The 25600-nt window shown below is 45.6% G+C and carries 22 protein-coding genes; 4 read left to right on the top strand and 18 right to left on the bottom strand.

Going from position 1 to position 25600, the window contains the following annotated elements; translation table 11 throughout:
- The first annotated feature begins 82 nt into the window (after nucleotides 1–82).
- The 4 genes from Cabys_RS18145 to Cabys_RS18130 are packed head-to-tail and all read left to right on the top strand — an operon-like array spanning nucleotide 83 to nucleotide 3767.
- Complete coding sequence (locus tag Cabys_RS18145; RefSeq protein ID WP_006927915.1) at nucleotides 83–1369, top strand: M16 family metallopeptidase; 1287 nt, start codon at nucleotides 83–85, stop codon at nucleotides 1367–1369.
- Nucleotides 1366–2736, top strand: a complete 1371-nt coding sequence (locus Cabys_RS18140; RefSeq protein ID WP_006927916.1) for a M16 family metallopeptidase — start codon at nucleotides 1366–1368, stop codon at nucleotides 2734–2736. Before Cabys_RS18145 ends, Cabys_RS18140 begins: the two co-directional genes overlap by 4 nt.
- Before the next feature lies 1 nt (nucleotide 2737).
- Nucleotides 2738–3160: an HD domain-containing protein gene (locus tag Cabys_RS18135; RefSeq protein WP_006927917.1), complete on the top strand. Its 423-nt coding sequence runs from the start codon at nucleotides 2738–2740 to the stop codon at nucleotides 3158–3160.
- 22 nt (nucleotides 3161–3182) lie between these two features.
- Nucleotides 3183–3767: a hypothetical protein gene (locus Cabys_RS18130; protein WP_006927918.1), complete on the top strand. Its 585-nt coding sequence runs from the start codon at nucleotides 3183–3185 to the stop codon at nucleotides 3765–3767.
- 8 nt (nucleotides 3768–3775) lie between these two features.
- On the opposite strand, the gene Cabys_RS18125 is transcribed toward Cabys_RS18130, so the two are convergent.
- The 18 genes from Cabys_RS18125 to ribD form a co-directional block, all read right to left on the bottom strand.
- Nucleotides 3776–5098: a hypothetical protein gene (locus tag Cabys_RS18125; RefSeq protein ID WP_006927920.1), complete on the bottom strand. Its 1323-nt coding sequence runs from the start codon at nucleotides 5096–5098 to the stop codon at nucleotides 3776–3778.
- A 42-nt stretch (nucleotides 5099–5140) separates the two neighbouring features.
- Nucleotides 5141–5767, bottom strand: a complete 627-nt coding sequence (gene upp / locus Cabys_RS18120; protein ID WP_006927921.1) for a uracil phosphoribosyltransferase — start codon at nucleotides 5765–5767, stop codon at nucleotides 5141–5143.
- Nucleotides 5768–5877: 110 nt separating this feature from the next.
- Nucleotides 5878–7014: a methionine adenosyltransferase gene (gene metK, locus Cabys_RS18115; protein ID WP_006927922.1), complete on the bottom strand. Its 1137-nt coding sequence runs from the start codon at nucleotides 7012–7014 to the stop codon at nucleotides 5878–5880.
- A 74-nt stretch (nucleotides 7015–7088) separates the two neighbouring features.
- Nucleotides 7089–8129: a bifunctional phosphoglucose/phosphomannose isomerase gene (locus tag Cabys_RS18110; RefSeq protein WP_006927924.1), complete on the bottom strand. Its 1041-nt coding sequence runs from the start codon at nucleotides 8127–8129 to the stop codon at nucleotides 7089–7091.
- A 9-nt stretch (nucleotides 8130–8138) separates the two neighbouring features.
- Complete coding sequence (gene ptsP / locus Cabys_RS18105) at nucleotides 8139–9914, bottom strand: phosphoenolpyruvate--protein phosphotransferase (RefSeq protein ID WP_006927926.1); 1776 nt, start codon at nucleotides 9912–9914, stop codon at nucleotides 8139–8141.
- The gene (locus tag Cabys_RS18100; RefSeq protein WP_006927927.1) at nucleotides 9901–10170 is read right to left on the bottom strand and encodes an HPr family phosphocarrier protein; all 270 of its coding nucleotides are present in this window, start codon (nucleotides 10168–10170) and stop codon (nucleotides 9901–9903) included. The genes ptsP and Cabys_RS18100 overlap by 14 nt, the downstream gene beginning before the upstream one ends.
- On the bottom strand, nucleotides 10167–10931 hold the full coding sequence (locus Cabys_RS18095) for a PTS system mannose/fructose/sorbose family transporter subunit IID (protein ID WP_006927928.1): 765 nt from the start codon (nucleotides 10929–10931) through the stop codon (nucleotides 10167–10169). The genes Cabys_RS18100 and Cabys_RS18095 overlap by 4 nt, the downstream gene beginning before the upstream one ends.
- Entirely contained in the window at nucleotides 10918–11610 is a 693-nt protein-coding gene (locus tag Cabys_RS18090) for a PTS sugar transporter subunit IIC (protein WP_006927930.1), read from the bottom strand. Before Cabys_RS18090 ends, Cabys_RS18095 begins: the two co-directional genes overlap by 14 nt.
- Nucleotides 11611–11626: 16 nt before the next feature.
- Nucleotides 11627–14455 (bottom strand): S8 family serine peptidase, encoded by a 2829-nt coding sequence (locus tag Cabys_RS18085; RefSeq protein ID WP_006927931.1) that lies wholly within the window; start codon nucleotides 14453–14455, stop codon nucleotides 11627–11629.
- Between the two features lie 212 nt (nucleotides 14456–14667).
- On the bottom strand, nucleotides 14668–15480 hold the full coding sequence (gene cas6 / locus Cabys_RS18080; RefSeq protein WP_006927932.1) for a CRISPR-associated endoribonuclease Cas6: 813 nt from the start codon (nucleotides 15478–15480) through the stop codon (nucleotides 14668–14670).
- A 187-nt stretch (nucleotides 15481–15667) separates the two neighbouring features.
- Nucleotides 15668–16723, bottom strand: a complete 1056-nt coding sequence (locus Cabys_RS18075; RefSeq protein WP_006927933.1) for an Mrp/NBP35 family ATP-binding protein — start codon at nucleotides 16721–16723, stop codon at nucleotides 15668–15670.
- Nucleotides 16724–16873: 150 nt separating this feature from the next.
- Nucleotides 16874–17533: a hypothetical protein gene (locus Cabys_RS18070; RefSeq protein ID WP_006927934.1), complete on the bottom strand. Its 660-nt coding sequence runs from the start codon at nucleotides 17531–17533 to the stop codon at nucleotides 16874–16876.
- Between the two features lie 76 nt (nucleotides 17534–17609).
- A complete protein-coding gene (recN, locus tag Cabys_RS18065; RefSeq protein ID WP_006927935.1) occupies nucleotides 17610–19334 on the bottom strand; it encodes a DNA repair protein RecN in 1725 nt (574 codons plus the stop codon).
- 2 nt (nucleotides 19335–19336) lie between these two features.
- Nucleotides 19337–21718 carry a two-component regulator propeller domain-containing protein gene (locus Cabys_RS18060; protein ID WP_006927936.1) on the bottom strand — a complete coding sequence of 794 codons (2382 nt, stop codon included), beginning with the start codon at nucleotides 21716–21718 and terminating at the stop codon, nucleotides 19337–19339.
- Between the two features lie 28 nt (nucleotides 21719–21746).
- Nucleotides 21747–22208: a 6,7-dimethyl-8-ribityllumazine synthase gene (gene ribH, locus Cabys_RS18055; RefSeq protein WP_006927937.1), complete on the bottom strand. Its 462-nt coding sequence runs from the start codon at nucleotides 22206–22208 to the stop codon at nucleotides 21747–21749.
- Between the two features lie 22 nt (nucleotides 22209–22230).
- Complete coding sequence (locus tag Cabys_RS18050; protein WP_006927938.1) at nucleotides 22231–23457, bottom strand: bifunctional 3,4-dihydroxy-2-butanone-4-phosphate synthase/GTP cyclohydrolase II; 1227 nt, start codon at nucleotides 23455–23457, stop codon at nucleotides 22231–22233.
- 327 nt (nucleotides 23458–23784) lie between these two features.
- Nucleotides 23785–24432 carry a riboflavin synthase gene (locus Cabys_RS18045; protein ID WP_006927939.1) on the bottom strand — a complete coding sequence of 216 codons (648 nt, stop codon included), beginning with the start codon at nucleotides 24430–24432 and terminating at the stop codon, nucleotides 23785–23787.
- A gap of 31 nt (nucleotides 24433–24463) precedes the next feature.
- Entirely contained in the window at nucleotides 24464–25552 is a 1089-nt protein-coding gene (ribD, locus tag Cabys_RS18040; RefSeq protein ID WP_006927940.1) for a bifunctional diaminohydroxyphosphoribosylaminopyrimidine deaminase/5-amino-6-(5-phosphoribosylamino)uracil reductase RibD, read from the bottom strand.
- Nucleotides 25553–25600 lie beyond the last annotated feature (48 nt).

The raw sequence follows: 25600 nt of genomic DNA, 5'->3' as shown, positions 1-25600 counted from the left end.
GAATCCTATAGCTACCTTTGTTAGATTTTAACTTTATTGAAACGCTTTTGTAACGGAATTTCATTTGGATAGAAGGAATCGAATGCCAGGAATTAAAATCGAATTTGAAGAATACCAACTGCCCAACGGGCTGCATGTTATTTTACATCAGGATCGCCAGATCCCCATCGTGGCCATCAATCTGTGGTACCGGGTGGGTTCCAGAAACGAACGCCCCGGTAAAACCGGCTTTGCGCATCTGTTTGAACACATGATGTTTCAGGGCAGCCAGCACGTTCCGCCGGAAATGCACTTTCAACTCATCCAGAGCGTGGGCGGCACTTTAAATGGCTCCACCTACTTTGACCGCACCAATTATTACGAAACCCTGCCTTCGCACTACCTGGAAATGGGCCTCTGGCTGGAATCGGATCGCATGGGTTTTCTGCTTCCCGCGCTGAATGAAGAAAAGTTCAGGACGCAGTTAGAAGTGGTTAAAAATGAACGGCGGCAGCGTTACGAAAATCAGCCCTATGGCTTATGGCTGGAAAAAATTCTGGAACTTGCTTTTCCAGCGGATTATCCCTATCACTGGCCGGTCATCGGCTACATGTCCGATCTGGAAAAAGCCACGCTTGACGACATCCGCCAATTCTTTAAAACCTATTACGCGCCCAATAATGCCAGCCTGGTTCTCAGCGGGGACTTTGATGTGATGCAGGCCAAAAAGCTGATCGAACAGTATTTTGCCGAAATTCCGCCCTACGAAAACATCCCGCCCGTTAACAAGCATTTTTCCGCTTACAATCAGGGCGAAAAACTTTCTGAAATTCACGATCATGTTCAGTTGCCGCGTTTACACTTTGCTTACCATTTACCGGGCATCTCATCTAGCGAAGTGTACCACGGCGATTTTATTGCCAGCGTTTTAAACGGCGGAAAAAGCGCGCGCTTTATTCAAAAGCTGGTTCGCCAAAAACAAATTGTGCAGGACATCCAGACTTTTGTTTTGCCCATGATCGATACCTCGTTGTTTTTTATTGTGGCCACACCAAAGCCCGATCAGTCGATAGAAGACATTCGCCGCGAAATAGACGAAGAGATGGAACGCATATTAAACGAACCAATCACGCAGCAGGAGATGGAGCGCGTTAAAAACCAGATCATTGCCCAAAAAGTACGCGAATTGCAATCGGTTTCGGTGCGCGCCGATCTGCTGAATATGTATTACACCTATTACCAAAATGCGAACCATTTAAATGAAGAGATCGATGTTTACATGAACATTACTCCAGACGACCTGATGTCCACCGCGCAAAAATTTTTGACCCCTCAAAACCGCGTGGGCGTTATTTACCTGCCTGAAAAGAAGGAACAGAGGTTGAAATGAAAGATAAGGTTAATAGAGAAAAAATTCCGCAGCCCGGTCAACCGCGGCCCTTTAATTTTCCGGAGTTCCGCGCCTATCGCCTGCCCGAAGGCTTGCAAACCATTACCGTGCACAAAAACAACCTGCCGCTGGTCAACCTGTTGTACCACGTCTCTTTTTCGCCGCTGGACGACCGCCCAGGACATGAGGGACAGGCCAGTTTGCTTTCTCTTTTACTGTTAGAAGGCACTAAAAAATTGACCGGCGCTCAGATTGCCGGACGTTTTGAAGCCCTGGGCGCCAACTACAACACACACATCGGCTGGAGCGGTTTTTACTTTGAATTGAATATTTTAAAAGAACATCTTGAAAAAGGTCTGGAATTAAGCCGTCAGATTTTATATGAGTCGGTTTTGCCAGATCATGAATTTGCCCGTTTAAAACAGGAGGCGCTGGTCGATCGCCTGCAGATTAAAGACATGGCCGGTCGGATCGCTAACGAACGACTGTTAAAATTGCTTTTTCCAGACCACCGTTACGGTCTGCCTGTTGAGGGGCTGAGCGCTTCCATTGAAAAAATTACGGTAGAAGAGCTGCGCAGCCTGTACAACCAGGTCTTTTTGAAACGCCAGCCGACAATCATTTTTACCGGAAACATCGAAGAAGATGAAGCGCTTTCTTTAACAGAAAAGTATTTTGCCAGCCAGCAAAACAAAGCGCCGCATGAAGCTAAAGTGGCGCGCTTTGAACAGAGCGCAAAACCCAAAATGGCGCTGGTGCATAAACCCAATGCGGCGCAAATTGAGTTGCGTGTGGCACAGTTCATCCCGCCGCGCCAGCATCCAGATTTCTTTAAAATACGCCTGATGAATGAGATTTTCGGCGGTTATTTTCTCTCGCGCCTCAATTTAAACCTGAGAGAAAAACATGGCTACACCTACGGTATTCACTCTCAATTAACCTACCGACCTCAGGTGGGAATGTTGCTGATCTCGGCTTCCATTCAATCCGAATTCATTACGCAGGCATTGCAGGAGGTTTTTAAAGAAACGCATAAAATGAAAGAAGATGGCGTAAGCGCCGATGAACTGAGCAGCGCCGCCGGCTATTTAATCGGCGTGTTCCCCACGGCGTTTGAAACGATCGATCAGATCAGCGACGCCATAGCCCACATTGTGACTTACAATTTGCCGGCGGATTACTACCGCACCTTTCGGGAGAAAATTGCCGAAGTCACCGTTGAGCAGGTGAATGAAGCGGCGCAAAAATATCTAAAACCGCAAAATATGCAGGTTGTTCTGGTCGGCGATCGTAACGTGGTTGAAAAGGCGTTAAAAGAGAATTATGAAATTGAAGTTTTTGATATTAAAGGGAATCCCTTAAAGTAAAATGGACGCCCTGGAAGCTGCCCTTAAAATCGCTTTAAAGGCCCATGCCGGCCAGAAAGATCGGGCCGGCATGCCGTACATCTTGCATCCCTTGCGCGTCATGCACAACGTGTCCGGCAGCAACGCTAAAATTGTCGCTTTGCTCCACGATGTGCTGGAAGATGCAGACTGTACATTGCAGGAGCTGGAAGAACACGGCTTTTCGCGAGAAGTTTTAAACGCGGTCGATTGTCTTACGCGCCGACCGGGCGAAGATTATTTTGATTATCTTCAACGGATTGCAAAAAATCCGCTGGCCGTTCAGGTAAAAATTGCCGATTTAAACGACAACCTGGATATTAAGCGCCTGGATGTCATTACTGAAGAGGACCGTCGGCGTTTGAATAAATACCTTGAAGCGTTAAGAATGCTTTTAAAAAAATAAATGGAGGGCGGGAGGAAACGTCATGATTGATTCCTCGCAACCTTTAATGGTATTCCACACCCGGGGAAATATTGAACTGCTCAGCCAGACCAAAGTAGCCGTTTTTGCATCCAGAGAATCTCCTGCTGAGCTGTCGCCTGCAGCCATAGATCTTTTTAACAAACTTTTGCATTTACCGATCAGCCTGGCCGGAGGATGGCAATCGCCGCTGGAGAAAACCCTTTTGAAACTGTTTCGTCCGGATGTTCAGGCCAATCTGATTCACTACCACGCACGTGAACTCAATGAGCTTTCTCTTACCGAACAGCAAAGCCTTTTGCTTGGCGAGCAAAAATTGTTGATGATTGCGCCGGAAACGGCAGGCAAGCGCGCCAATCAAAGCCTGGTGCGCAAACGTGATGCCCTAATTTTCAGTCACTGTCAAAAAGTTCTGTTTTTTTACATCCACCCACAGGGACGCCTGGAAGCTTATTTTAACCAGCTTCAGCAAAGCGGACATTCAATCTATTTATTCGATCATCCATTAAATGAACGATTCGTTTCTTCCCATGTGGTTTTGTTAAACGGAGAGAATCTGGAAACCATTCTGGCGGCTGGCGCAAAATAAACTTTGGGTTAGCTATTAATCCGGCTTTGCAGTTCTTTTTTCCAGCGCGCGAATCCCTGCGCATCCCGGTAATCGTGGAACACACGCACGAAGTTTGGCGGAGGGTTTTTTAGATAATTCAGGCGGCCTATTTTTTTTACGGTTTTAATTTCATTTTCGATTTTCATCACCTCTCGTTTAAACATCTCCTTTTTTGCCAGCAAATCACCCAAATTACCCGAAAGGGCCCAGAGGTACGTACCGTCCGTTCCGGCCAGAGTTTCCCAGGCCAAAAAACAACGCTTTTTGCCCTCCAGAAAAAAGACAAACGACAGCGGGTTGGTGATAATGCGCAAGCGGTAAACGCGGTGGTTGTGCAAATCAACCAGATATTTAACATGCTCGCCATGTTTCGGTTTTTTAATGCGTATCAATTCCTGAATAAATTCGCCGTCCTGCACGTTGAACACAGCCTTTTTCTTTTTTTCGTCGGCCGCAAATAGCGTATCTACCGTTAAAATTTCGTCTTTGTGTCCTTCCTGATTTAATTCTTTTTTGATAAATTTAACCTTTACTTCGCCGATCAGCGCAGAATTAATTTTCTCGATCTCTGGCGAACGGGCAGATTCAACCGTCGCCTCGCCATCCCTGATCATGAGATTGGCCTTCACACGAACCGTTTTGATCTTTAAAACCTTGCTAAAATACTCTTTAATGTATTCGAATTCCTGGCGAATAAATTGGTTTTCAATACGCGCTTCAATCATCATGCTGCGCGAAATCGCCGGGATGTACACATATTCATTAATTTGAGCGTAACCGTTGCCGAACTTTAAAGATGGAAAGGGAACAAAAAAGGTAACCGTTGTTCTGATAATTTTGGGCTCCTGACGCTTTGGGGCTTTAGGCGGGGTTTGTTTAAGAGACGGCTGATCTGGTTTTACAGGCGGTTTTTCTGCCGGGGGAGGCGGGGTAGATGAAGGTCGGGCAGACGGTTGAACTTGCCGTGCGACTGTTTTTTTAACCGTCGTTTTTCGCCGGGCCAGTTGTAAAATTTTAAAGGTGTCCTGGGCATACAGCAGCAGTTTTTGAACGCCTTTTAGATTAATCTGTTGCCGGGCAAAAGCACGGCTTCCGTTTTCTGTAAATTCGATAATTTCACAGGTCAATATTCCCGCATCAAACGAACGGACTTTTACTTTAAGCCAGGCAAAGCGCTGTGTAAACTGCTCGATGGGCGTTTCGCTTCCTAACTTTAATGCAGTTTTGGAAACGGGTAAGGCCTGTTGCGCGTCAAAAAACAGGCGATCTGGCGTTACTCTTAAAAAGAAAATTTGTCTTGCTTCGAACATGATTCATGAAGCCCATTAAATTTTCAATTAAAATGATTGGCCTTATTCGGTGCCGTAAAGGCGGTCTCCGGCATCGCCCAGGCCGGGCAAAATATAACCGTGCTCGTTCAACTGTCGGTCAAGCGCCGCAGTAAAAATCTTGACATCCGGAAATTTTTCATGCACGGCGCGCACACCCTCAGGCGCGGCCACCAGACACAAAAAATTAAGTTCTTTAATGCCCTTTTGTCTCAAAATTTCAATAGCCGCCAGGGCAGATCCGCCCGTGGCCAGCATGGGATCCACTAAAATCACAAAAGTCTCTTTTACATTTTCCGGCAATTTCAGATAATATTCAACCGGCAGCAGCGTTTTTTTATCCCGATAAACGCCCACGTGCCCAACTCTTGCATCCGGCAGCAGTTCCAGAATACCGTCAATCATGCCCAGGCCCGCTCTAAGAATGGGGACCAGTGTAACATCTTTGTTCAGCACTGTACCCGTGGTTTCTTCCAGCGGGGTTTCCACCTTAACATGAGAAACCGGAATATTGCGCGTGATGTCATAAGTCATCAACATGGCAATCTCTGAAAGTGTTTGTCGGAATTCCTGACGTTTGGTTCTTTTATCGCGCAGCACCGTTAACTTTGCCTGCAGCAGCGGGTGTTCAATGATGAAAAGATTGTTCAACGTTTCGCTCCTTTCCTGTCCATAAAGTGTAGTTCATCTGTATCGACACGCGTTTTTCTTTTTACCTTCATTAAAAAAAAAGCGACTCGATGAGTCGCTTTAAAATTTAATCAACCTTTTTTTAACGTTTCAGCCATGTCCGTTTTTTCCCAGGTAAACTCCTTCATTTCACGGCCAAAGTGTCCGTAAGCCGCTGTTTTACGATAGATGGGTCTGCGTAAATCCAGCGTTTCAATAATGCCGCCAGGCGTAAAATCGAAATGTTTTTGCACCAATTTGGTTAATTCTTCATCGGGCATTTTACCGGTGCCAAATGTTTGCACCATCAACGAAACCGGTTCGGCTACGCCGATGGCATAGGCAACCTGTACGCCGCATTTTTCGGCCAGACCGGCGGCCACCACGTTTTTGGCCACGTAACGCGCAAAATACGAGGCAGAACGATCGACCTTCGTGGGATCCTTTCCGCTAAACGCGCCGCCGCCATGGCTGAACACTCCGCCATAAGTATCAACAATGATCTTACGTCCGGTGAGCCCGGCGTCGCCCTGCGGACCGCCGATCACAAATCGGCCGGTAGGATTAATAAAATAGGTGATTTCACGGCCATTAACCATCTCCTGCGGCAAAACCGGTTTAACCACCTCTTCAATAATCGCTTCTTTCAATGTTTCGTAAGCGACATTCGGTTCATGCTGGGCAGAAACCACCACCTTTTCAACGGCGATCGGTTTATCGTTTTCATAACGAATGGTCACCTGAGCTTTGCCATCGGGGCGTAAAAAGGGTAGTTTACCGCTTTTGCGCACATCCGCCAGGCGATGCGTTATTTTATGGGCTAACAAAATGGGCATGGGCATTAACTCTGCTGTTTCGGTGGTGGCGTAGCCAAACATCATGCCCTGATCGCCGGCGCCCGCCCGGTCAACGCCCATGGCAATATCCGGCGATTGTTGATCAATGGAAGTCATCACGGCGCAAGTCATGTAGTCAAAACCGTATTCAGCGTTAACATAACCAATATCTTTAACGACTTCACGCACCGTTTTTGGAATATCCACATAGGTATCGGTGGTAATTTCGCCGCCAACCAGAACCAGGCCGGTGGTTAAAAAGGTTTCGCAAGCAACGCGTCCAAAAACATCATCTTTTATAACTTCGTCCAGAATCGCATCGGATATCTGATCCGCCATTTTATCCGGATGGCCTTCCGTTACCGATTCTGATGAAAACAGATAATTGGGCATCCTCTTTCTCCTTGAATTAGCTGTTAATATTAGAAAAGCATTTAATATAACATAATTTCTCGCGGACTACAAATTCATTCTGTGCCGGACATTTTTTGCCGAATATAGTCCACATTTTTAATTTCCGTGGGATCTTTTTTGTACAAAAGAGCCAGGTAATAACTCATCCAGTCGCCCAATAAAACCAGCGAAAAGACTTTTTCCAGGCGGCTCTTACCGTCGGCATAGACCTCAACTACTTCCACGCCCCGCTTTTTAATAATTTCCTTGGAAATTTCGATGCGTTTTAATATGCGAGAATCAACATCTTTGTTTTCCAGGAAGATGGCAATAAAATTTTTAATCATATCCGAATTCCACTCCCAGCCCACGATTTCATTGTGGTTCATTTCAGGGATCACGCCGGCAATGGCCAGCGCTTTGGCCTTTTGTTCAATTTCATCTTTCCAGCTTCTGGAAACAGAACGTAAATACGGGGCAGTGGAATAAATAACGGGTATTTTATTCTCAATAGTGTAGGCCAGCGACCTGCTTAAAATATTTCCGCTAAAAGTCGGATAATCGTTGCGGGAGCTAAATTTCTTGACGAATTTTGCCAGATCGCTTAAATCTTCCTGATATCTGGAAATAAAACCATTTTTCCCCAAAAAATGATAAAGCGGAAAGAAAAGCAAACCTAACACATGGCGAGAACGGAAATTTTCTGGCAAAAGAATGTGGGAAAGATTGTTCTCTTCAGCCAGTCTGCGCATCTCGCCTCCGCTGGTAACAATAAGCACCTGCGCATCGCTTTCGATAGCCTTTTTAGTGGCCGCTACCGTTTCTTCCGTTTCACCGGAATAGCTGGAAGCAATGACCAGGGTGTTTTCTGTGCAATAGCCTGGCAAAAAATAACCGCCAATCACATTCATAGGCACACGCAGGCAATCAAACAAAACATCATGCAACAAATCTCCCGCCAAACCTGAAGCCCCCAGCCCCAGATAGACGATATTTTTAACTTTAGAGACATCAATATTAATGCTGGCTTTTTCCAGCAACTGAGGACTCTGTTCGATTTGTAAGTGAAATTTTAACAGAATGCTTTTATAGTCCGATTTGTCTAAGGTGTACATGGATTTCTCCTATTTTAAATATTCCAAGTCTTCAATTCGTTCTTTTACGAAGTTTTGACACTCACGCTCAATTTCCTGAGTGGTGTGCATCTTTCTGATCTTCCGGAAAAGTAACTCACATTCGTCCAGGTTTAAAGAGCGAATGACTTTTTTTGCGCCCGCAATGGAAAAGGGATTCATGCTAAAGTGTCTTAACCCCATTCCCAATAAGAGCGGGATCGCCTCGGGAAAGGCGGCAAACTCCCCGCACAGGGTTACGTCAATGTTTTTTTTGTGCGCCGCTTTAATGCTCATTTCCACAAACCTCAATACAGCCGGATTAAATGTATTAAAACTTTTAGAAACCATTTCATTGGTTCGGTCCATGGCCAGAACATATTGAGTTAAGTCGTTGGTGCCAATGCTAAAAAAGTCCACATAATTTGCCATTGTTTCTGCTAAAATAGCCGCCGCGGGCGTTTCAATCATTACGCCCAGCTTTATGTGCGGATCAAACTCCTTTTTGTCATTTTTCAGCTCTTGCTGCACATCCTTTAAAATTTCCTTCACTTTTAAAATTTCATCCACCGATGAAACCATGGGAATTAAAATTTTTACCTTGCCGAAAATACTGGCGCGTAAAATGGCCCTCAATTGGGTTTTAAAAATATTCGGTCGGTCTAATAAAAAGCGAATGGCCCGCCAGCCTAAAAAGGGATTTGATTCCAGCTGATATTCGTTACTGGGCAATATTTTATCGCCGCCCAGATCGAGCACGCGAACGGTCACCTCCCTGCCTTCCATCTGTTCAATGACCTGTTTGTAATAGGCAAATTGCTGCTCTTCGGACGGCATGGTTTGCTTTTCAATAAACAGACTCTCCGTTCTGAACAGACCTATCCCCTCTGCTTGATTGATGCGCGCATCGCTTACTTCATGGGCAAATTCAATATTTGCCAGTAAATGAACATGGCAATTGTCCCTGGTTACGGTCGGCTGTTCAATGTCCTGAAAGAGCCTGCTTTCGAATTGTTTAAATTCCGTACTTTTCTGTTCGTACCGCTTTTTGGTTTCTTCGGTCGGATTAATGATAATCGCGCCGGTAAATCCATCCAGAATCAGATAGTCATCATCATGTAAAATATGGGACAAGTTATAGCGATTGACCACCGCAGGAATTCTTAAACCGCGCGCCATGATCGCGGCATGAGAGGTACGGCCGCCTTTGTCCGTTAAAAACCCCAATATCAAATTACGGTTAAAATTAATCGTATCTGCAGGGGAGAGCATCTCTGCCACCACAATAGCCGGAGAGCTCAACTGATAATCCACATCAATTCCCAGCAGCGCATTGACCAGTTTTTGTTTCAGGTCAATAATGTCGTAGGCCCGTTCTCGAAAATACCGATTTTCAAGATTAATGAAATATTCGCTCTTTTCCGAAAGAATTTTTGAAACGGCCTGAGCGGCGGAACAACGCGATCTTTGAATTTCCTGTTTAATTTCATTGAGCAAAATCGAATCTTGCAAAAAAGCTTTCTGACTTTCAAAAATTTCGGAAAACTGATCCTGGTAATAAAGCTCACTGCTGCGCTGGGCATTTTCCAGTTGTCGTTTAACCTTCCGTATGGCCCTATCAAACAACTTCAATTCCTGCTCAACATCTTCCACCCCCGACTCCAGCTCGGCAATATTAATCTGAAAAGGCCGGAAGATATAGGCCGGTCCCATACCGATGCCCGGTGAAGTAGGCAATCCTTTTAATACGATTTCGCGTTTTATTTTTTTGGTTTTATTGTTCTTCATCAAAATTACTTTTAATTAGGTTTACTAATGCTTCAAATGCCTCTTTTTCGTCTTCACCGTTAACTTCCAGGATAATCTCGCTACCCGGCTCGGCGGCCAACATCATTACGCCCATAATACTTTTTCCGTTTACTTCCAGCCCATCTTTTATAACTTTAATGTCTGATGAAAATCTTCCTGCTATTTGCACAAATTTTGCCGCAGGCCGGGCGTGTAATCCGTGTTTATTGGTAATTACAACTTTTTCTCTGATCATAATACTCCACAAACAATTGCTAAAACAAGACTTATCAGTACCGGCGTGTAGAACATTCGCCTCTTCATCTTTAACCAGAGAGAAACGGTAAAGGTTATGCCAAACAATAAAAGCATTAACCAGTGGCGCGTTAAAGCTTCTCTCAAATTCCAGGCTATCAACATGCCCAATCCAATAATTCCAATAATCTTAAAAAAGTTCAATAATTTTTCAAAATTTTCAATTTTCAATTTTTTGTAAATATCAAACCCCGACTGATATCCATCAATGATCCCTTTTAGTCTTATATGGATATGCGGTATATTATATAAAACAAAAGTTAAGAGCAAATGTAAAGATTTTAAATCCAGGCTCTCGTAATAAGCCAGACCCACCAGACCAAAAATCAGCGCTGCCGGCCGAAGCACCGCCCAGCAACAACGATCCCCAATCGCCCCCAACGGACTGATTAGAGCATTCTTAAATCGTTCAATTGTCTCCGTATCCTGATTGTGCATTTGCTGTTCCAATCGGGCAATAGCCCCCATGGCATAAGATGCAAAATAAGGATGGGCGTTAAAAAAGCCCAGATGCCGTTTCAGAAAGGCTACATATTCTTCTTTGTTTTTACAAATTTTTTGTCCGATTGGAGAAAGTACGAAACAAAATCCAACGGAAACCATGCTCTTAAAGTTCCAGACGGATTGAATAAAAAAGGAACGCCAGAGCATACCCAGTATTTCCGGTAAAGTTAATCCATATTTTGTTTCAGAAGATTTCATAAAGAACCCATCCTCCGCCAAACAATAATCCGATCACATAGAACGGGCGCCACCTCTTTTCACTGAATAACGTTATTGTAAGGCCAATTCCCGTTCCCAGTATCGCCACGCGGGCGTACATGCCAATTCTATTTAATTCCGGAATCAAGACTCCTTGAAACAGACCAAATAATTTGGCGAAAATCAATGTCATAGCTACAAAAAATATAAATACAACAGCGGCGTTAAACAACAAAGAGAAAAAGATCACTCTTCCAAGGCGGATAATTTTGCCCTGCTCCAGCTTTTGCTGCAGGCTGTTTAAATAGATCTCATTTCCTTTACGGATTAAGTTTACCACTTTAGCGCCGATGAAACTGCCCAAAATTCCGTAACAGATCATCAAAAAGACTAAAAACTCGGAATATTGGGGATGAAGCCCGATCAGATACACGCCAAGAATCGTGGCGGCCATAGAGCCAAAATTTCCTTCAGGAATGATGGCCGCTCCTATAGGCAAATCGCTTAGCCAGACCAATTGCAGCAAAAAGCCCAGTTCGTATCCCAGCTCAACATTGCCCCCGATATAGCCTATGATGGGACCTGAAAAAATCGGTTGAGCCAGCAACACTTGAAATGCAGCCGAATTATCCAGCATCAAAATCGCAGCAACGGCGCTGAGTAATATTACGGTCTCCATTTAAAACAACCTACTCCTACCTGAGTGAAGCGTTTAACATAATGGGCACAAAAACCTTAAACTTGTAACGATCTAATGAAGTAAGCGTTAAATGCCCGAATAAACGAAAACCATCCGGAGCCACAGGAAGATTTCCATCCACGTAAAAAGAAGTTTCTTTTTGCACTCTGGGATAAAAATATTCTCTATTCCCTTTGATGTTCAAGCGGGAGAACAGATAATACGATTCCTTTAAAGTGGCTGTCCAGTTCTGGGCCATGGTGCTGGCAAAAGCCGGAATTAACTCCATGTAATAGTCGCCGGATGCCGGCGGGACAAAGGTTATTTTTTTCTTTCGATAAGTAAGTCCGTCGGCTTTTAATGTTTTACCTTCATAATTTTTAATATTAATCGCAAAATCGGTCATCAAATTAAAAATCTCTGCCGGCAGCTCTATCTCAAATTCAACTTTCTCAACTTCAGGCCCGATTGTAAAATCTTTTTGATAGAGCTCCGATTCATCGTCGATGTAACTGGTTTGACTCCAACCCGAAATTTCGCCGTCAATCTGGCACAAAACCGGCCTGTCGAAATAGTTGAATACCGAAACACGTCCTCGCGCATCTTCTCCATTGCGTAAGGTTAAATAACGGATTGGGTTGGGTGAAACTTCAAGACCGGCAAAGCTGATCAAATAAGTGCAATACGAAGGCTCTTCGCTTCTGAAGTCGGCGTAAAGGTCCAATTCGTAGATGCCGTATTCCAATTCATCCCCGCTGAGACGAATGATTTCCTGCGACTCGAATTCAGAGCTTAAACGTGTGTATTGCTCCACCTCCCGGCCTTGCGGATCAAAAAGATAGGCCCTGATATTGGCGTATTTACTGCCTTCGGTAAAAAGCTGAATGGTCATTGCCGTGGCGCGCACCGGCACATCAAAAAAGATGCGTTGTACGTTGCCGGGCTTGATTTTTACCAGCTCCGACTTTAAGGCATAATGATTTTGTTCATTGGCGATCAGCGGGTTCACATAGGTGCACCATAGCTCAAACTCTTTGTTCATTGCCTTGTTGGACCATTCTTTGCGATAAGCAATAATTTTACCGGTGTACAACCCTGGTTTATTTAATTGTCGTTGATCGAAATAAACCTCGACACGCGCCGCTTTTTCTCCTTTTATATAGGTGCTTTTTTGATTTAATTTAATCCAGGGTTCCGTGGCTCGTAAATCAAAGGCGCGGTAAAAATTAGTGCGCTGATCCGCCGTCCAACCTTCCCTGAATTCCGGATAAATGCTGAACACCTGTTTGTGGTGTTTATCCGGCAGGTAATTTCCTAAACGCCAGTATGCGGCTCTGGCCGTATTATCTTCATCCATGGGGTTTAGAGTTTCGATCCTGTAATAGACGTAATTTTTCTGTTCTTCTCGTTTTACATATTTTTTGTAGAAATTGTAGGCGCCGGGGATATCGATAACGCCGGCTCCCTGATCCAGTATCGTGTAATCTTTTAGAGGTCTGGCCGCATTAATAATGGCCTTTTTGAAAAGCGCGCCAATTATGGGCAGTCCGTCATGATAAGCTGCCGACATCAAAAGAGCAACGGCCCCTGCCGCCTGGGGCGAAGCCATACTGGTGCCCCACTTGTTTTCGCGATTGGAATACGGTGGGACGGTGGAGCTGGCGCTACCCGGCGTCAGGATATCCGGTTTGTTCAGTTCGCCGCCGCGCGAGCTAAATACAAACACTTTATCCGCGTCTAATTTAGCGCCATAAACATCGCGCGCCGATTCTCTGGTATTCAGGGCGCCCACACTTAAAACATAGTTTGCCGCCGCGGGAAGCCCAACCGAGGAGATTCCCGGGCCCTCGTTTCCTGCGCTAATACAAAACAGCAGCTTCTCATTTTCCATTAGCAACCGATCCAGCATACTTTCCATGGAAGCATGCCCTTCAATTTCCGACCCAATCCCAAAGCTCATATTAAAAACAACCGGGCCGTCATAATTTTTGGCAAATTCGACGCCGTATTCATAAGCGTCTAACATGCTGCCCGTGGTGGTGGCGCCGCCAGCCAGGGTACAATCGCCTATTTTTAGACTGATGATTTTTGCGCCGGGCGCAATACCGTTTAAGCCTTTCTGGCCATTCAAACGATAGCCCGCGGCTATGCCGGCCACATGGGTGCCATGGCTGGAACCGTCATAATGAAAATTGATCCGCTGTTCGTCAGGAAAAATATTGACGGCAAAGGTGGCCAGGTTTTTGTTCAGCTTTTCATCCCGCCCCCGGAATTGCAAGGCCTGATGTTTCTCTTTATAATTCCATACAGGTTGTTCGTCATCCAGGTTGCCATCGCCATCCAGATCGATATAAGTCACCCAGCCTTCTTTGCTTTGAAGCACAACGAATCCGAACTTATCGTTCTGCTTGCCATTGTTGTTCACATCCGGAATAACGGTGTTTTTAAATCTTTCTTCATCCAGTACGCCAATATAGTAAATGCTGTCCAACGGCTGCAAGGCTAAGCGATCGTAGTTGAACAGGCGCAAGCCATCGGGGGCGCGTAAAAATTTTTCATTATTTTCTTGCCCGAATTCCGCTTCGTCGTAAAACACATCGCCCTCTCCGGAAAAATCTTGTGCGTCAATCACCTTAACGCCGCCATCCGGCAAGGTATCCAATCCTGGAACGCCCATATCCACGCCGGTGTCCAGAATAATCACGACAACATCTTTGCCGTTGTTTTCAGGGTTCCTTTCGATAAATTGCTTTGCGCCAATTCGATTGACATTTAAAAAGCTCCAGTCAGAAGCGTGAGAGAGGCCGATTAAAAGCAGGAGTAAAAAGATTCCTTTTAATTTCATTTGGATATCCCTTTAAATATTTAATTTATACCGTAAAAGGGAATTTACATGAATGCACATTTTCATGCAAACAATCCTTGCAAAGACTTTAAAAGCTTTAAATACACAGGGCCATTGATACCCGGTGGGAAAGTACCAATGGCCCTAAGTGGAAGGAAAGAAGCAATAAACCCTTAAAATATGAAAAATACTCTAAGATGGATTATTACTAATTAGTGCGAGGCCCTCAAATTTGACTTTTTATGTCCATTTTTTTTCACAATTTCCACCATTCCAAAGCCCATAGAATTCATTTGCCCAATACCAGCGTCATAAATCATCTGCAGCACTTCGGGGCTTGCCTTAATTTTAAACGGCGCCAGGACACAGCGCACCTGTTCCTGAGCGCGAGATTCGCTTTCAAGCGTTATGACCTTGGTAATACGATTATTTTTGCGCCTCACGTATTCCTGATCAAACTCCAGATCAAAATCAATTTTATCAAGTTGTTTTTTATTAATTACATTGTATTTATACTTTAAATCCTTTTCTAAAGCCTGATAAAAATCGTCCTGATCTGGAAGAATATATTTTTTACGCGTTTGGCCGTTGTTTCCTTCTTTTTTAAGAACGGTCATTGGCGAAAGGCAGGTGAATTGAACCTCGCTATCAGAAAATTCGGGGACCGGAACAAAACGCACGGCTTCTACCTCAAAAAAGGTATTATAAATTTTAACTTTTTTTTGAGTTCTGAACTCTTTTGCCAGGATTCCCAGAAACTGATAATAGGGAGAGGAAATATACCAGTGAAATTCTGGAGAAAGAATACCGATCATGAAATCTTCGATTTTGCGTTCCGGAATAATTAACTGCGAAAACGTATAAACGTCAAAATCTTTATTCGCCCTCTCGCCGGGCAATAATGAAGTTAAATAGCGTCGGTATTCATAGGTCAGATGCTTAATTAATTTTACTAAATAATAGTTGGTGTTAATCGGTAAAACTGTTTTGCGCTTTGGATTTTTAAAGGTCACTTTGATTCGCATTGCCCATTGTCCCTTTTGATTAAACATTCGCTTTAATTATTACAAATATAATGCCAAATAATAATCATTTGCTTTAATCACTTTTTTTACAACAGGTTATTTGTTAAAGCGCAAAACAGCGAAATAGGCACAAAGGAATAAATTCCCTGCTTTTGCAAAATTAAGCAGGGAATTTTTCCCCTTTTTGCTATTGATTTTCGATCTTGTCGTACATTTTTTGAGCAATTTCCAGAAATACTTTTGACTGCGGACTTTCAGGATCCATGGCTACAATCGGCTTGCCCCCATCGCCGCCTTCTCTGATCCGGGCGTCAATGGGCACCTCGCCTAACAGCTCCGTCTCGAGCTGAGCGCAAACCTTTGCCACCCCGCCATGGTCAAAAATATCCGTTCGTTCGCCGCAGTGCGGGCAAACAAAGTAGCTCATATTCTCGATAATCCCCATGATTGGCACATTAACCTTCCTGAACATCTGCACGCCTTTAATGGCATCGATTAGAGCCACATCCTGCGGAGTAGAAACGATCACCGCTCCGTCAAGGGACACAGATTGGGACAACGTAAGCTGAGCGTCGCCCGTACCGGGAGGCATATCGAATAAAATAATATCCAGTTCGGGCCAGGCCACATCGCTCATCAACTGTTGAAGCGCCCGATGCACAAGAGCCCCGCGCCAGATAACAGCCTCGGAGTTATCTATTAAAAAGCCTAAAGACATTAAATGCACGCCATACTTTTCAATAGTCTGGATCTTTTTTCCGTCATATAAAGGCTTTTCGTCCACACCGAGCATCAGGGGAATGCTGGGGCCGTAAATATCTGCGTCGAGCAATCCCACTTTTTTACCCAATTTAACCAGGGCAACCGCCAGGTTCACCGCAACCGTCGATTTTCCGACGCCCCCCTTACCGCTGGCCACGGCAACTTTGTGTTTAATGCCGGCTAAAAACTTCTCCTTGCCGGCTGTTTCGCTGGCCGTTGTTTTGAACTGCGGCGGCTCCTGAATTTCAGAAACCACTTCATGCTTTGCGGCAGGATAGGCTTCTTTCAACTTTGCTTCCACATCTCTTTTTATGGTTTGAGCAACGTTATTATCCGTGCTTCTGACGACCAGATGGACGCGAATCATCTCATCAGAAACGTCTAATTTTTGGATTAATCCGAACGATACGATATCGCGGCTATAGCCGGGATAATTAACCTGCCTTAAGGTCTCTATCACCTGTTCTTTGGTTAAAGGCATACGAGCATCTCCTTTGTTTTATATGTTTAACATTTTTTCTATTATTTTTATTCTTTAGCAAGCGGAATATAACAATTTTTTATATCTGAAATCCAAAAAAATAACAGGTTGTTTTTTAATGTGGGCAATTAAAGAAGGACCGTCAATGTATCAAAACACCACCTCGATGTCCAGCACTTTGTCTTTTTCAAGATTTAATTTTACGACCTTGGGCCTGTCCAATTCGATTTCATTAATAACAGAAAATTCAACTTCAAAATCATTATTTTCAAGATTTTTTGAGATCAGCCGGCCCCGTCCGTTAATGACGCCGCCTTTGGCTTCGTCGTAATAGCTTATCAGAATTTCTTCGTTTATATCGAGGGCGTCTAAAATCTCGACCAGTTCGCCGATATTCCGTTGTTCGATTACGACTTCATCCACGTCCTCTTCAATGCTCATAATGTCGCCGTCTTCGTAATAGAAATCAATGGTGCCGCCGCCGCCTTTGATGTAAACCACTTTTTCATCCAGCTCCTGCTTAATGGAGCGTTCGACATTGATAACATTCCCGGTAAAATAATCGTCTTTAATATCGATAATACGCACTGTAATCGGCTTTTCTTCCGGGGTTCCGTCATATTCAACGCGCCGGATGTTAACCTTTTTGTTTTTACCGATTTTTTTGACAATTTCTTTTACTTTTTCAGGAGGCAAAGCGCCGGGGCGTAGCTCGACCTTTTTTTTCCTTTTGAACAAACCAAGGAAATACCTTTGACGGCCCTGTTCAAAAATCAAATTTTTTGAAAAAAAACGTTCACCCTTACCCATTTTAGCCTCCTGTAAATTTAGGCACTTCTTTAAATTAAAGATAAGTCTGGGATTTTGCAATATTTATCGTACGAAATTATTCGTTTTTTAGATTTTCCGCTTCTAAAATCAGATGGCGTGCATTTTCCAGTGTCTGTTCCGCTATTTTCTGTCCGCCGAGCAAAGCGGCCACTTCCGTGATTCGCTCTTCATCGTTCAATAGCTTAATATCGACTAAAGTGCGATTATCTTCAATAATTTTTGCAACTTTAAAGTGTGTGCTGGCAAATGCGGCTATTTGAGGCAGGTGGGTAACGCATAAAATTTGATGCGTTTTACTTAACTCCGACATCCGTAATCCGACAATTTGAGCTACTTTTCCGGAAATCCCGCTATCGATTTCATCAAAGATCATGATCGGCACATCATCGATTTCGGCCAGAATGGACTTTAAGCTTAACATGATGCGCGAAATTTCGCCTCCTGATGCTACTTTGTGCAGCGGTTTAAAGTCTTCCCCGGCGTTAGAGGTGAATTCGAACAGAACCCGGTCAAAGCCCCGTTCATTGGCCAGTACCGTTTCGCCGGCAAATGAAAAGGGGCCTTCTGGCGCGGCATTGACTTCGAATTTAATCCTGAACTGCGCATTAGGCATTCCCAGTTTATGCAGCAGATCGCTGATTTGTTGTTCGAACGTTCTGGCAATCTCTTTGCGCTTTTCGGAAAGCGATGCGCCCTGCTCCTCTATTTTTTGTTTTAGTTCGTTTATCTGTTCATCGATTTGCCGAATCTTTTCATCAAATTGATCGATGTCGGCCGTAAAGGTTTTTATTTCTTCCAGATAATCGATTAATTCCTGAATGGAAATTTTCTGGTATTTTTTTAACAGGAACTCCAGGTGATTGATTCTTTCCTGAATCTGCTCCAGTCTATGCGGATCAAATTCGAGGCCGGCAACATATTCTTGAAGATGGCGTCCCAATTCTTCCACGGCAATTCGGGCGTTCAGTAAACTCTCTTTAAACTCATGAAATTGCCCGTCAAACTCGCACAATTGATCCAGCTTGTGTTCTGAATCAACGATCAAACCGGCGGCGTTTACATCGCCTTCGTACAATAAACCTGCAATCGCAGAGGCCAGTTGATGGATAGTTTCCACATTGCTTAATTTTTTGTGCTCGGCGTACAGTTCATCCAATTCGTCCGGCTGCAACCCGGCTCTGGTCAATTCTTCCATCTGAAAGCGGTACATATCCTGCAACTGGGTGCTTTTCAACTGTTGTTCCTTCAGCGCTTCCCGTTCTTTGACTTTAATCCGATAAGCTGCCAACAAATCTTTGAACCGGGCCACGTTCTGTTCCAGCTTACCAAAAGCATCGAGATAAGCGATGTGATGCTCGGGATGCAGCAAGCGCTGATGCTGGTGCTGGCCGTGAATATCGATCAGTAAGGAACTGACCTCGCCCAGCCTGATTAATGGAACTGGGGTGTCGTTGATAAAGGTGCGCGACGTGCCGCGAGCCGTAATCTCCTTGCGCAAAATCAACACGGGGGCGTCCCATCCGTCAATATCAAGATTCTGCAAAGCCTGTTTTAACCGGTCATTTTCAGAGATTTCTATTTCTGCTTCAAGGATGGCTTTTGGCGCGCCCTTACGCACAAAATCAACGCTGCTCCGTTCACCGCAAAGCTGAGCAAGGGCCGTAACGATAATCGTTTTGCCGGCGCCGGTTTCTCCGGTCAGGATGTTCAATCCATCAGAAAAATTAATGGTAAGTTCCTCTACCAACGCAAAATTTTTAATATACAGTGATTTTATCATGGCTACTTTCGAATTACCGCGATTTTACCGGATATGGTTTTCCCTTCTTCTGAAATTGCCAGGAATAAATATATGCCAGAAGCAACTCTATTTCCAGTCGCATCCAGGCCGTCCCAGTAGGCTCTTCCGCCGTCAACGGCCAGGGTGCCGTCTTTCAGCAGGGTTTTGGGCGTCAATTCCCGAACCAGTTTACCATTAATGTTTAAAATTTTTACGGTGGAATTAAACATCAGGTTTTTAATGACAAATTTTGGTGAACCGGCTTCAAGAATGTAAGGGTTGGGCCCTGCCGGGGTTTTGGTAAATTGCTCTTCGATCTCTGCAAAAGGTCCGCGATACACGGACAATCCGCCTTCCGTGGCAATGAGCGCCTCATTGTTGTCTTCATCAAGGTAAACACATTGCACATTATCGTCAACTAAAAAACTGTTGGTTCTGTTGTAGCCCAACCAGCCTTTTGTGTCCCAGGGACTTCGATCGCCGCGTAAAAGACTCAATCCGCCTGTGGTGGAAAACCATTTGTTATTAGACGCATCGACCAGAATATGGTGGATTTCGTTTTCCAGCGGCCCGCTCAATCCCAGATCATCGCCCACATGTTTATACACGCGCAGCCCGTCAAAGGAATTCAGACCGGCTGCCGTGCCGATCCACAGCACGCCGTCCTGATCCATGGCCAGGCTAAAAACTGTATTGCTAAACAGATTATCCTGGATGGTTAACTGATACAGGCGGTCGTCCGCTTTGTTTTCCACTGAATTTCCATAATCCAGAATAAACACGCCGTTCGACAGGGTTCCAATATACACGCGGTTGGCAAAGTTATCGAACTCGATACAGAGGACGCCCCCTTCCTTGGCCACAATGCCATCGGAAGCGCCAAAATAGATCCATTTATTTTTATCCAGCGAAACGAAGCCATTTTCTTCGTAAGGGGCCACGGCTAACAAATTCCCGTTGGCGGCCCAGTAATTAGCGAACCACAAACGTCCTCGTGGCCCTTCTTTTATAGCCGTAATAACTTCATAATTTTCATCTATCACTACTCCCTTAAAAAAGTCCCGATAAATGGCGTACTTCGCTGGATCAATGACTCTGGTTTCTTGAATGTCAGAGATTTCCAGACTCCCCGGCAGGTCGTGCGAATGAAAAAAAACGGTATCATTGGAGGACGTAATTACCATTACGCCGCCGCCCCAGGTTCCGAACCACAAATTATTGAAGCGATCTTCGTAAATCACATCCACATTATTTACGGTTTGCCAGTAAGGCCCTCTGAACGTCCATTTTTGCCAGAGCTCTCCATTGTGCACATAAATGCCATCCTGCAAAATAATTTTGGGACGACTGGGGGAAGCCCAGATATTTTTTCGGTGATCTTTAAAAACCGTGCGTATTAAATTGGATGGAGGGCCATCCAGTTTAATATGAAGGTCATCCAGATTTTTAATGCCATTGTTCTTCAAGGCAGCCCACAACTGCCCCGTTCCATCGATGGCCAGGCCCTGAATTTTAAATTTGTAAGTTTTAAGCACCTGGTAACCTGCGCTCAGGGTGTAGCGCGTAATAAAAACAGAAAAGGCGGGATAGATCACGCCGTTTGCCGCGTCTGCCACAAGATATTCCACCGGCTGATATTCGTTTTGATCGTTTTTCCACCAGTTATTTACCGTGACGATATTTTTTTGTTTGTCCACATAGGCCAGTCCGGCGTACGTTCCGACCCACAGTTTATCTTCCGTGGGCAAAAGGGCGCGGATACCATTAGAGGGCAGACCCTGTGTTGTGCCGAAGGTCTGCCAGCGCTGCGGATCGTTGATGGGAAAGCGGCCGAAATCCGAAGGCGCGCTGAGCAGTCCTTTGTCGGTTCCCAACCAGATTTGTCCGGCAAATACGGCGCTGGCAAAGATGTTTTCTACGGTTAGCGGAAAGTTGCGAAAAAAGTCTTTGAAAACATATTCCGCGCCGTCGTACACAAAAACGCCGACGCCCTTTTCGGCGCAAACCCAGAGGGTGTCCTGCTTGGTGAAAATATGGTTGATATTATTTCCCTCAAGAGCGTACTGGTACTGCCATGTATTTTTCGAAGGATCGTAATACTGGACGAGGCCTTCCTGTCCGCCGACGATTATTTGACCGTATTGGTCCTGGACGATTCTGTTCAGTTTAATGGAACGCAAACCGTCGGTATTGGTAAACTTTTTGCTTTCAGTCGATTGAACATCATAATTAAACAGACCGCCGTCCGAAACCGCCCACAGGAGGTTTCCGTCTGCGATCAGGCCGTTAATGTTGTTCATGTAGGTTAACGTTTGCCAGTCGCCCACTCCCTGGGCCGTTAAGGCCTTAAAGACAAACAAAAGAATTAAAAGCGGTCTCGTCACGGTTTCGCTCCTCAAAATTAGTTTTATTTTATAGTTTGCTCATCAGATCGGCCATTTCGATGGCTGCCAGGGCCGCATCCCAGCCTTTGTTGCCGGCCTTGGTTCCGGCGCGTTCAATGGCCTGTTCGATGGTGTCGCTGGTGATAATGCCGAAAATAACGGGCACTTCGGTTTCCAGGGCGGTGTGCGCAATGCCTTTGGAGACCTCGGCCGCCACATAGTCAAAGTGAGGGGTAGCGCCGCGAATCACCGCTCCCAGGCAAATAACCCCGTCGTACTTTCCGGTTTTAGCCAGCTTTTTAGCCACCAGAGGGATCTCAAACGAACCGGGCACCCAGATCACCGTAATATCATCTTCTTCGCAGTGGTGACGCGTCAGGCAGTCCAGCGCTCCTTCCAGCAGTTTGTTGCCGATAAACTCATTAAAACGGCTGACCACCAGCGCGAATTTTTTTCCTCTGGCCGAAAGTTTTCCTTCGATCTTCTGCATCGTTCTTTTCCTCTAAATATAACTACTTATCTTTTAAAAATAAATGGCCTAATTTATCTCTTTTGGTCTTCAGGTAGAATTCATTTACCTCGTTCGGGCAAATTTCGAGGGGCACGCGTTCGACCACTTCCAGATCGTAGCCTTTTAATCCGACGATTTTTTTTGGATTGTTGGTCATCAGGCGGATTTTTCTCAATCCCAGGTCCTTTAGAATTTGCGCGCCAATGCCGTAATCGCGCAAATCCGGCTTAAAGCCCAGCGCTTCATTGGCTTCCACGGTGTCTTTACCCTGTTCCTGCAGGGCGTAGGCCAACAATTTGTTCACCAGACCGATTCCACGCCCTTCCTGGCGCATGTAGAGCAGCACGCCGCGCCCCTCTTTTTCGATCATTTGCAGGGCAGCGGCCAGCTGATCGCCGCAATCGCAGCGCTTGGAACCAAACACATCGCCGGTTAAACACTCAGAATGTACACGCACCAGCGTGGGCTTTCCGTCGGCAACGGCGCCTTTAACCAGCGCCACATGGTGCTCGTAGGTGTTCAGGGTATTCTCATAAAGATAGAGTTTAAACTGACCATACCTGGTGGGCAAATCGACCACCACCCGTCGCCGCACGAATTTTTCCCGCTTACGTCGGTATTCGATCAGATCGGCAATGGTAATGATTTTTAAGTTGTGTTTTTGGGTGAACGCTTTTAGCTCTTTTCCGCGGGCCATGGTGCCGTCGGCGGCCATGATTTCACATAAAATGCCGGAGGGTTTTAAACCGGCCAGACGCGCCAGGTCCATGGCCGCTTCTGTGTGGCCGGCGCGACGCAACACGCCGCCTCGTTTAGCAATTAATGGAAAGATGTGTCCCGGCCGGGCCAGGTCTGTTGGTCTGGTGGCTGGATCGATAATGACGCGAATGGTGTGCGCGCGGTCGTAAGCCGAAATGCCCGTTGTTGTACCGTGCCTGGCATCCACGCTTACGGTAAACGGTGTTTGATGTTTGGACGAGTTGTCATTATCAGGCACCATAAAATCAAGATCGAGTTCGCGCGCTCGTTCCTCGGTGATGGAAATGCAGAGCATGCCCCGCGCTTCACGCGTTATGAAATTTACATCTTCCGGACGGACCAGCTCGGAGGCCATGATTAAATCGCCTTCGTTTTCGCGATCGCGGTCGTCCACCACCACCACCATTTTGCCGTTACGAATGTCTTCGATAGCCTCTTCTATGGTATTGAATTTTATCTCTTCGTTCATTGCTTATTCCTGAATTTGATTTTCATTTCAAACCATTAAGGTTTTTTAGCGGTTTTCCTGAGATCGCTTTTACGCCCCGCTCTTAAATTTTTTTATGTTTTTAGGGACTGTCCCAAAAGTCAAAGACAATGTATTTTTATAAATTTCTTCTTTCCCTCACCCCCTTTAATTCCCCCTCTCCCGATTTTCAGGAGAGGTGGGCAGGGGGTGAGGGCTAATGTAAGATTTCCCATGATTTTAAATAATCATGCATTTAATTTCGCTTTTGAGACACCCCAAAAAAATGCGCCCCGGCGCCCGACTTCTGTTTCGGCCCGAAAAAGAAATTTAAAAGCCCATCCTTTTTAGCCAGTCTTCAGAAAGCCCGCCTGTGCCGCCGTTTTTATTATCAAACTGCAGCAGTCGCTCCACATAGCGGGCAATGACATCAACCTCGATATTCACCATCGCGCCCACCTGATGAAAGCGCAGGGCGGTATGGCGGTAAGTATGTGGAATGATCGAAAGGCCGACTCTGTTCCCATTTAAGCGGGCCACCGTCAGACTGATGCCATCCAGAGCGATGGAACCTTCGGCAATGACGTACTTCACCAACGTCTGCGGTACTTCTACCTCCCACCAGTAGTTCTCGCCCATTTTTTCCAGCCGTGTTGTTCGTCCCACAGCGTTTACGTGCCCCTGCACCAGATGCCCGCCCAGCCGATCGCTTAAACGCAAGGCTCGTTCCAGGTTCACTTTCTCGCCAAGGCGCCAGTTTTTAATGGTCGTTTTGTTCAAAGTCTCGCCCACGGCATCCACCCAAAAGCCGCCGTCGGTCAATTCCGTAACCGTCAGACAAACGCCATTGACAGCGATGGAATCATCCACACGCGTGCCGTCCAGAATTTTTTGGGCGGAAACGAGCAATCGCTTCCCGCCGTTTATTGATCTGCTGTGGGTCAGTGTTCCCACTTCTTCGATTAATCCGGTAAACATGAGCCAAATTTAGTAATTTTAAGTTCGATTGTCATCTTTCTTTTTTACGGTAAATGATGGCCACGTCTGGCCCTAACTTTTTAATCGTTTTTAATTGTAGAAAATGACCGCGCAGGCGATCAAACGCCGGCAAACCCTGGCCCAGCAAAACCGGGGTTTCGATTAAAATCAATTCGTCTAATAACCGTTCATTCAAAAAATTCGTAAAAATCTGCTGGCCGCCCTCGACCAGTAGGGAGCCGATTTTGAATTTTTGCCACAATATTTCCAGCAACAATCGCAGATTTATGTTTCCGTTAGTCAAATCAGGCGCTGATTCAACGCGAACGCCTTTGCCGAGTAGTTGTTCGATTTTTTCTTTGTCGGCCTGCTGGGTGGTAATGATCAGGGTTTTGTCCCGAAATCGATCGGTAAAGATTTGCGCCCGGTCAGAAAAAATAAGCGATGCGCTTAGCGCCACGCGCAACGGCTGGGGGCCGCGCGCCATGCGTACGGTAAGTTGCGGATCATCGGCTCTGACGGTTCCGGCGCCCACCAGCACGGCCTGATGTGCTGCGCGCAGGCGGTGAACAAATTTTATGGCCTTTTCTGAAGTGAGCCAGGTTTGTTTATCTCTGCTTTCAGAAATAAATCCATCCAGCGAGCGGGCAATTTTTAAGGTAATAAACGGTCGGTTCTCTTTCATATTTAAAAAGAAAACCCTGTTCAGCTCCGCGCCCTCTTCTTGCAGCAGCCCGGATTCTACCTGAATGCCCGCCTCACGCATTTGTTGCAACCCTTTGCCGCTCACATCGGGATTGGGATCAATATTAGCCACTACCACGCGCGCTACTTTTTTGCTGATGACCAGCGGGGTGCAGGGCGGTGTTTTTTTATTGGCGTGGCAACAGGGTTCCAGATTACAATAAAGGGTGGCGCCGGTAGGATCTTCTGTGGCGTTTTGGAAGGCCTCCACCTCGGCATGCGGCCCGCCAAAGTAGCGGTGGTAGCCCTCGCCAATGACGCGGCCGTTTTTTACCAGCACGGCGCCCACCATGGGATTGGGCCGAACTTTAAAACGCCCTTTACGCGCCAGGGTAAAACAGCGGCGCATCATCTTTTTGTCAAATTGGCTGAACATTTGCGGCATTCACTTTCTGATCTTTAAAACTTCCTTCCGAGCAATGTA

The organism is Caldithrix abyssi DSM 13497 (assembly GCF_001886815.1).
GTDB classification, from domain to species: Bacteria; Calditrichota; Calditrichia; order Calditrichales; family Calditrichaceae; genus Caldithrix; species Caldithrix abyssi.
This window is presented reverse-complemented; position numbering and strand designations above follow the sequence as displayed.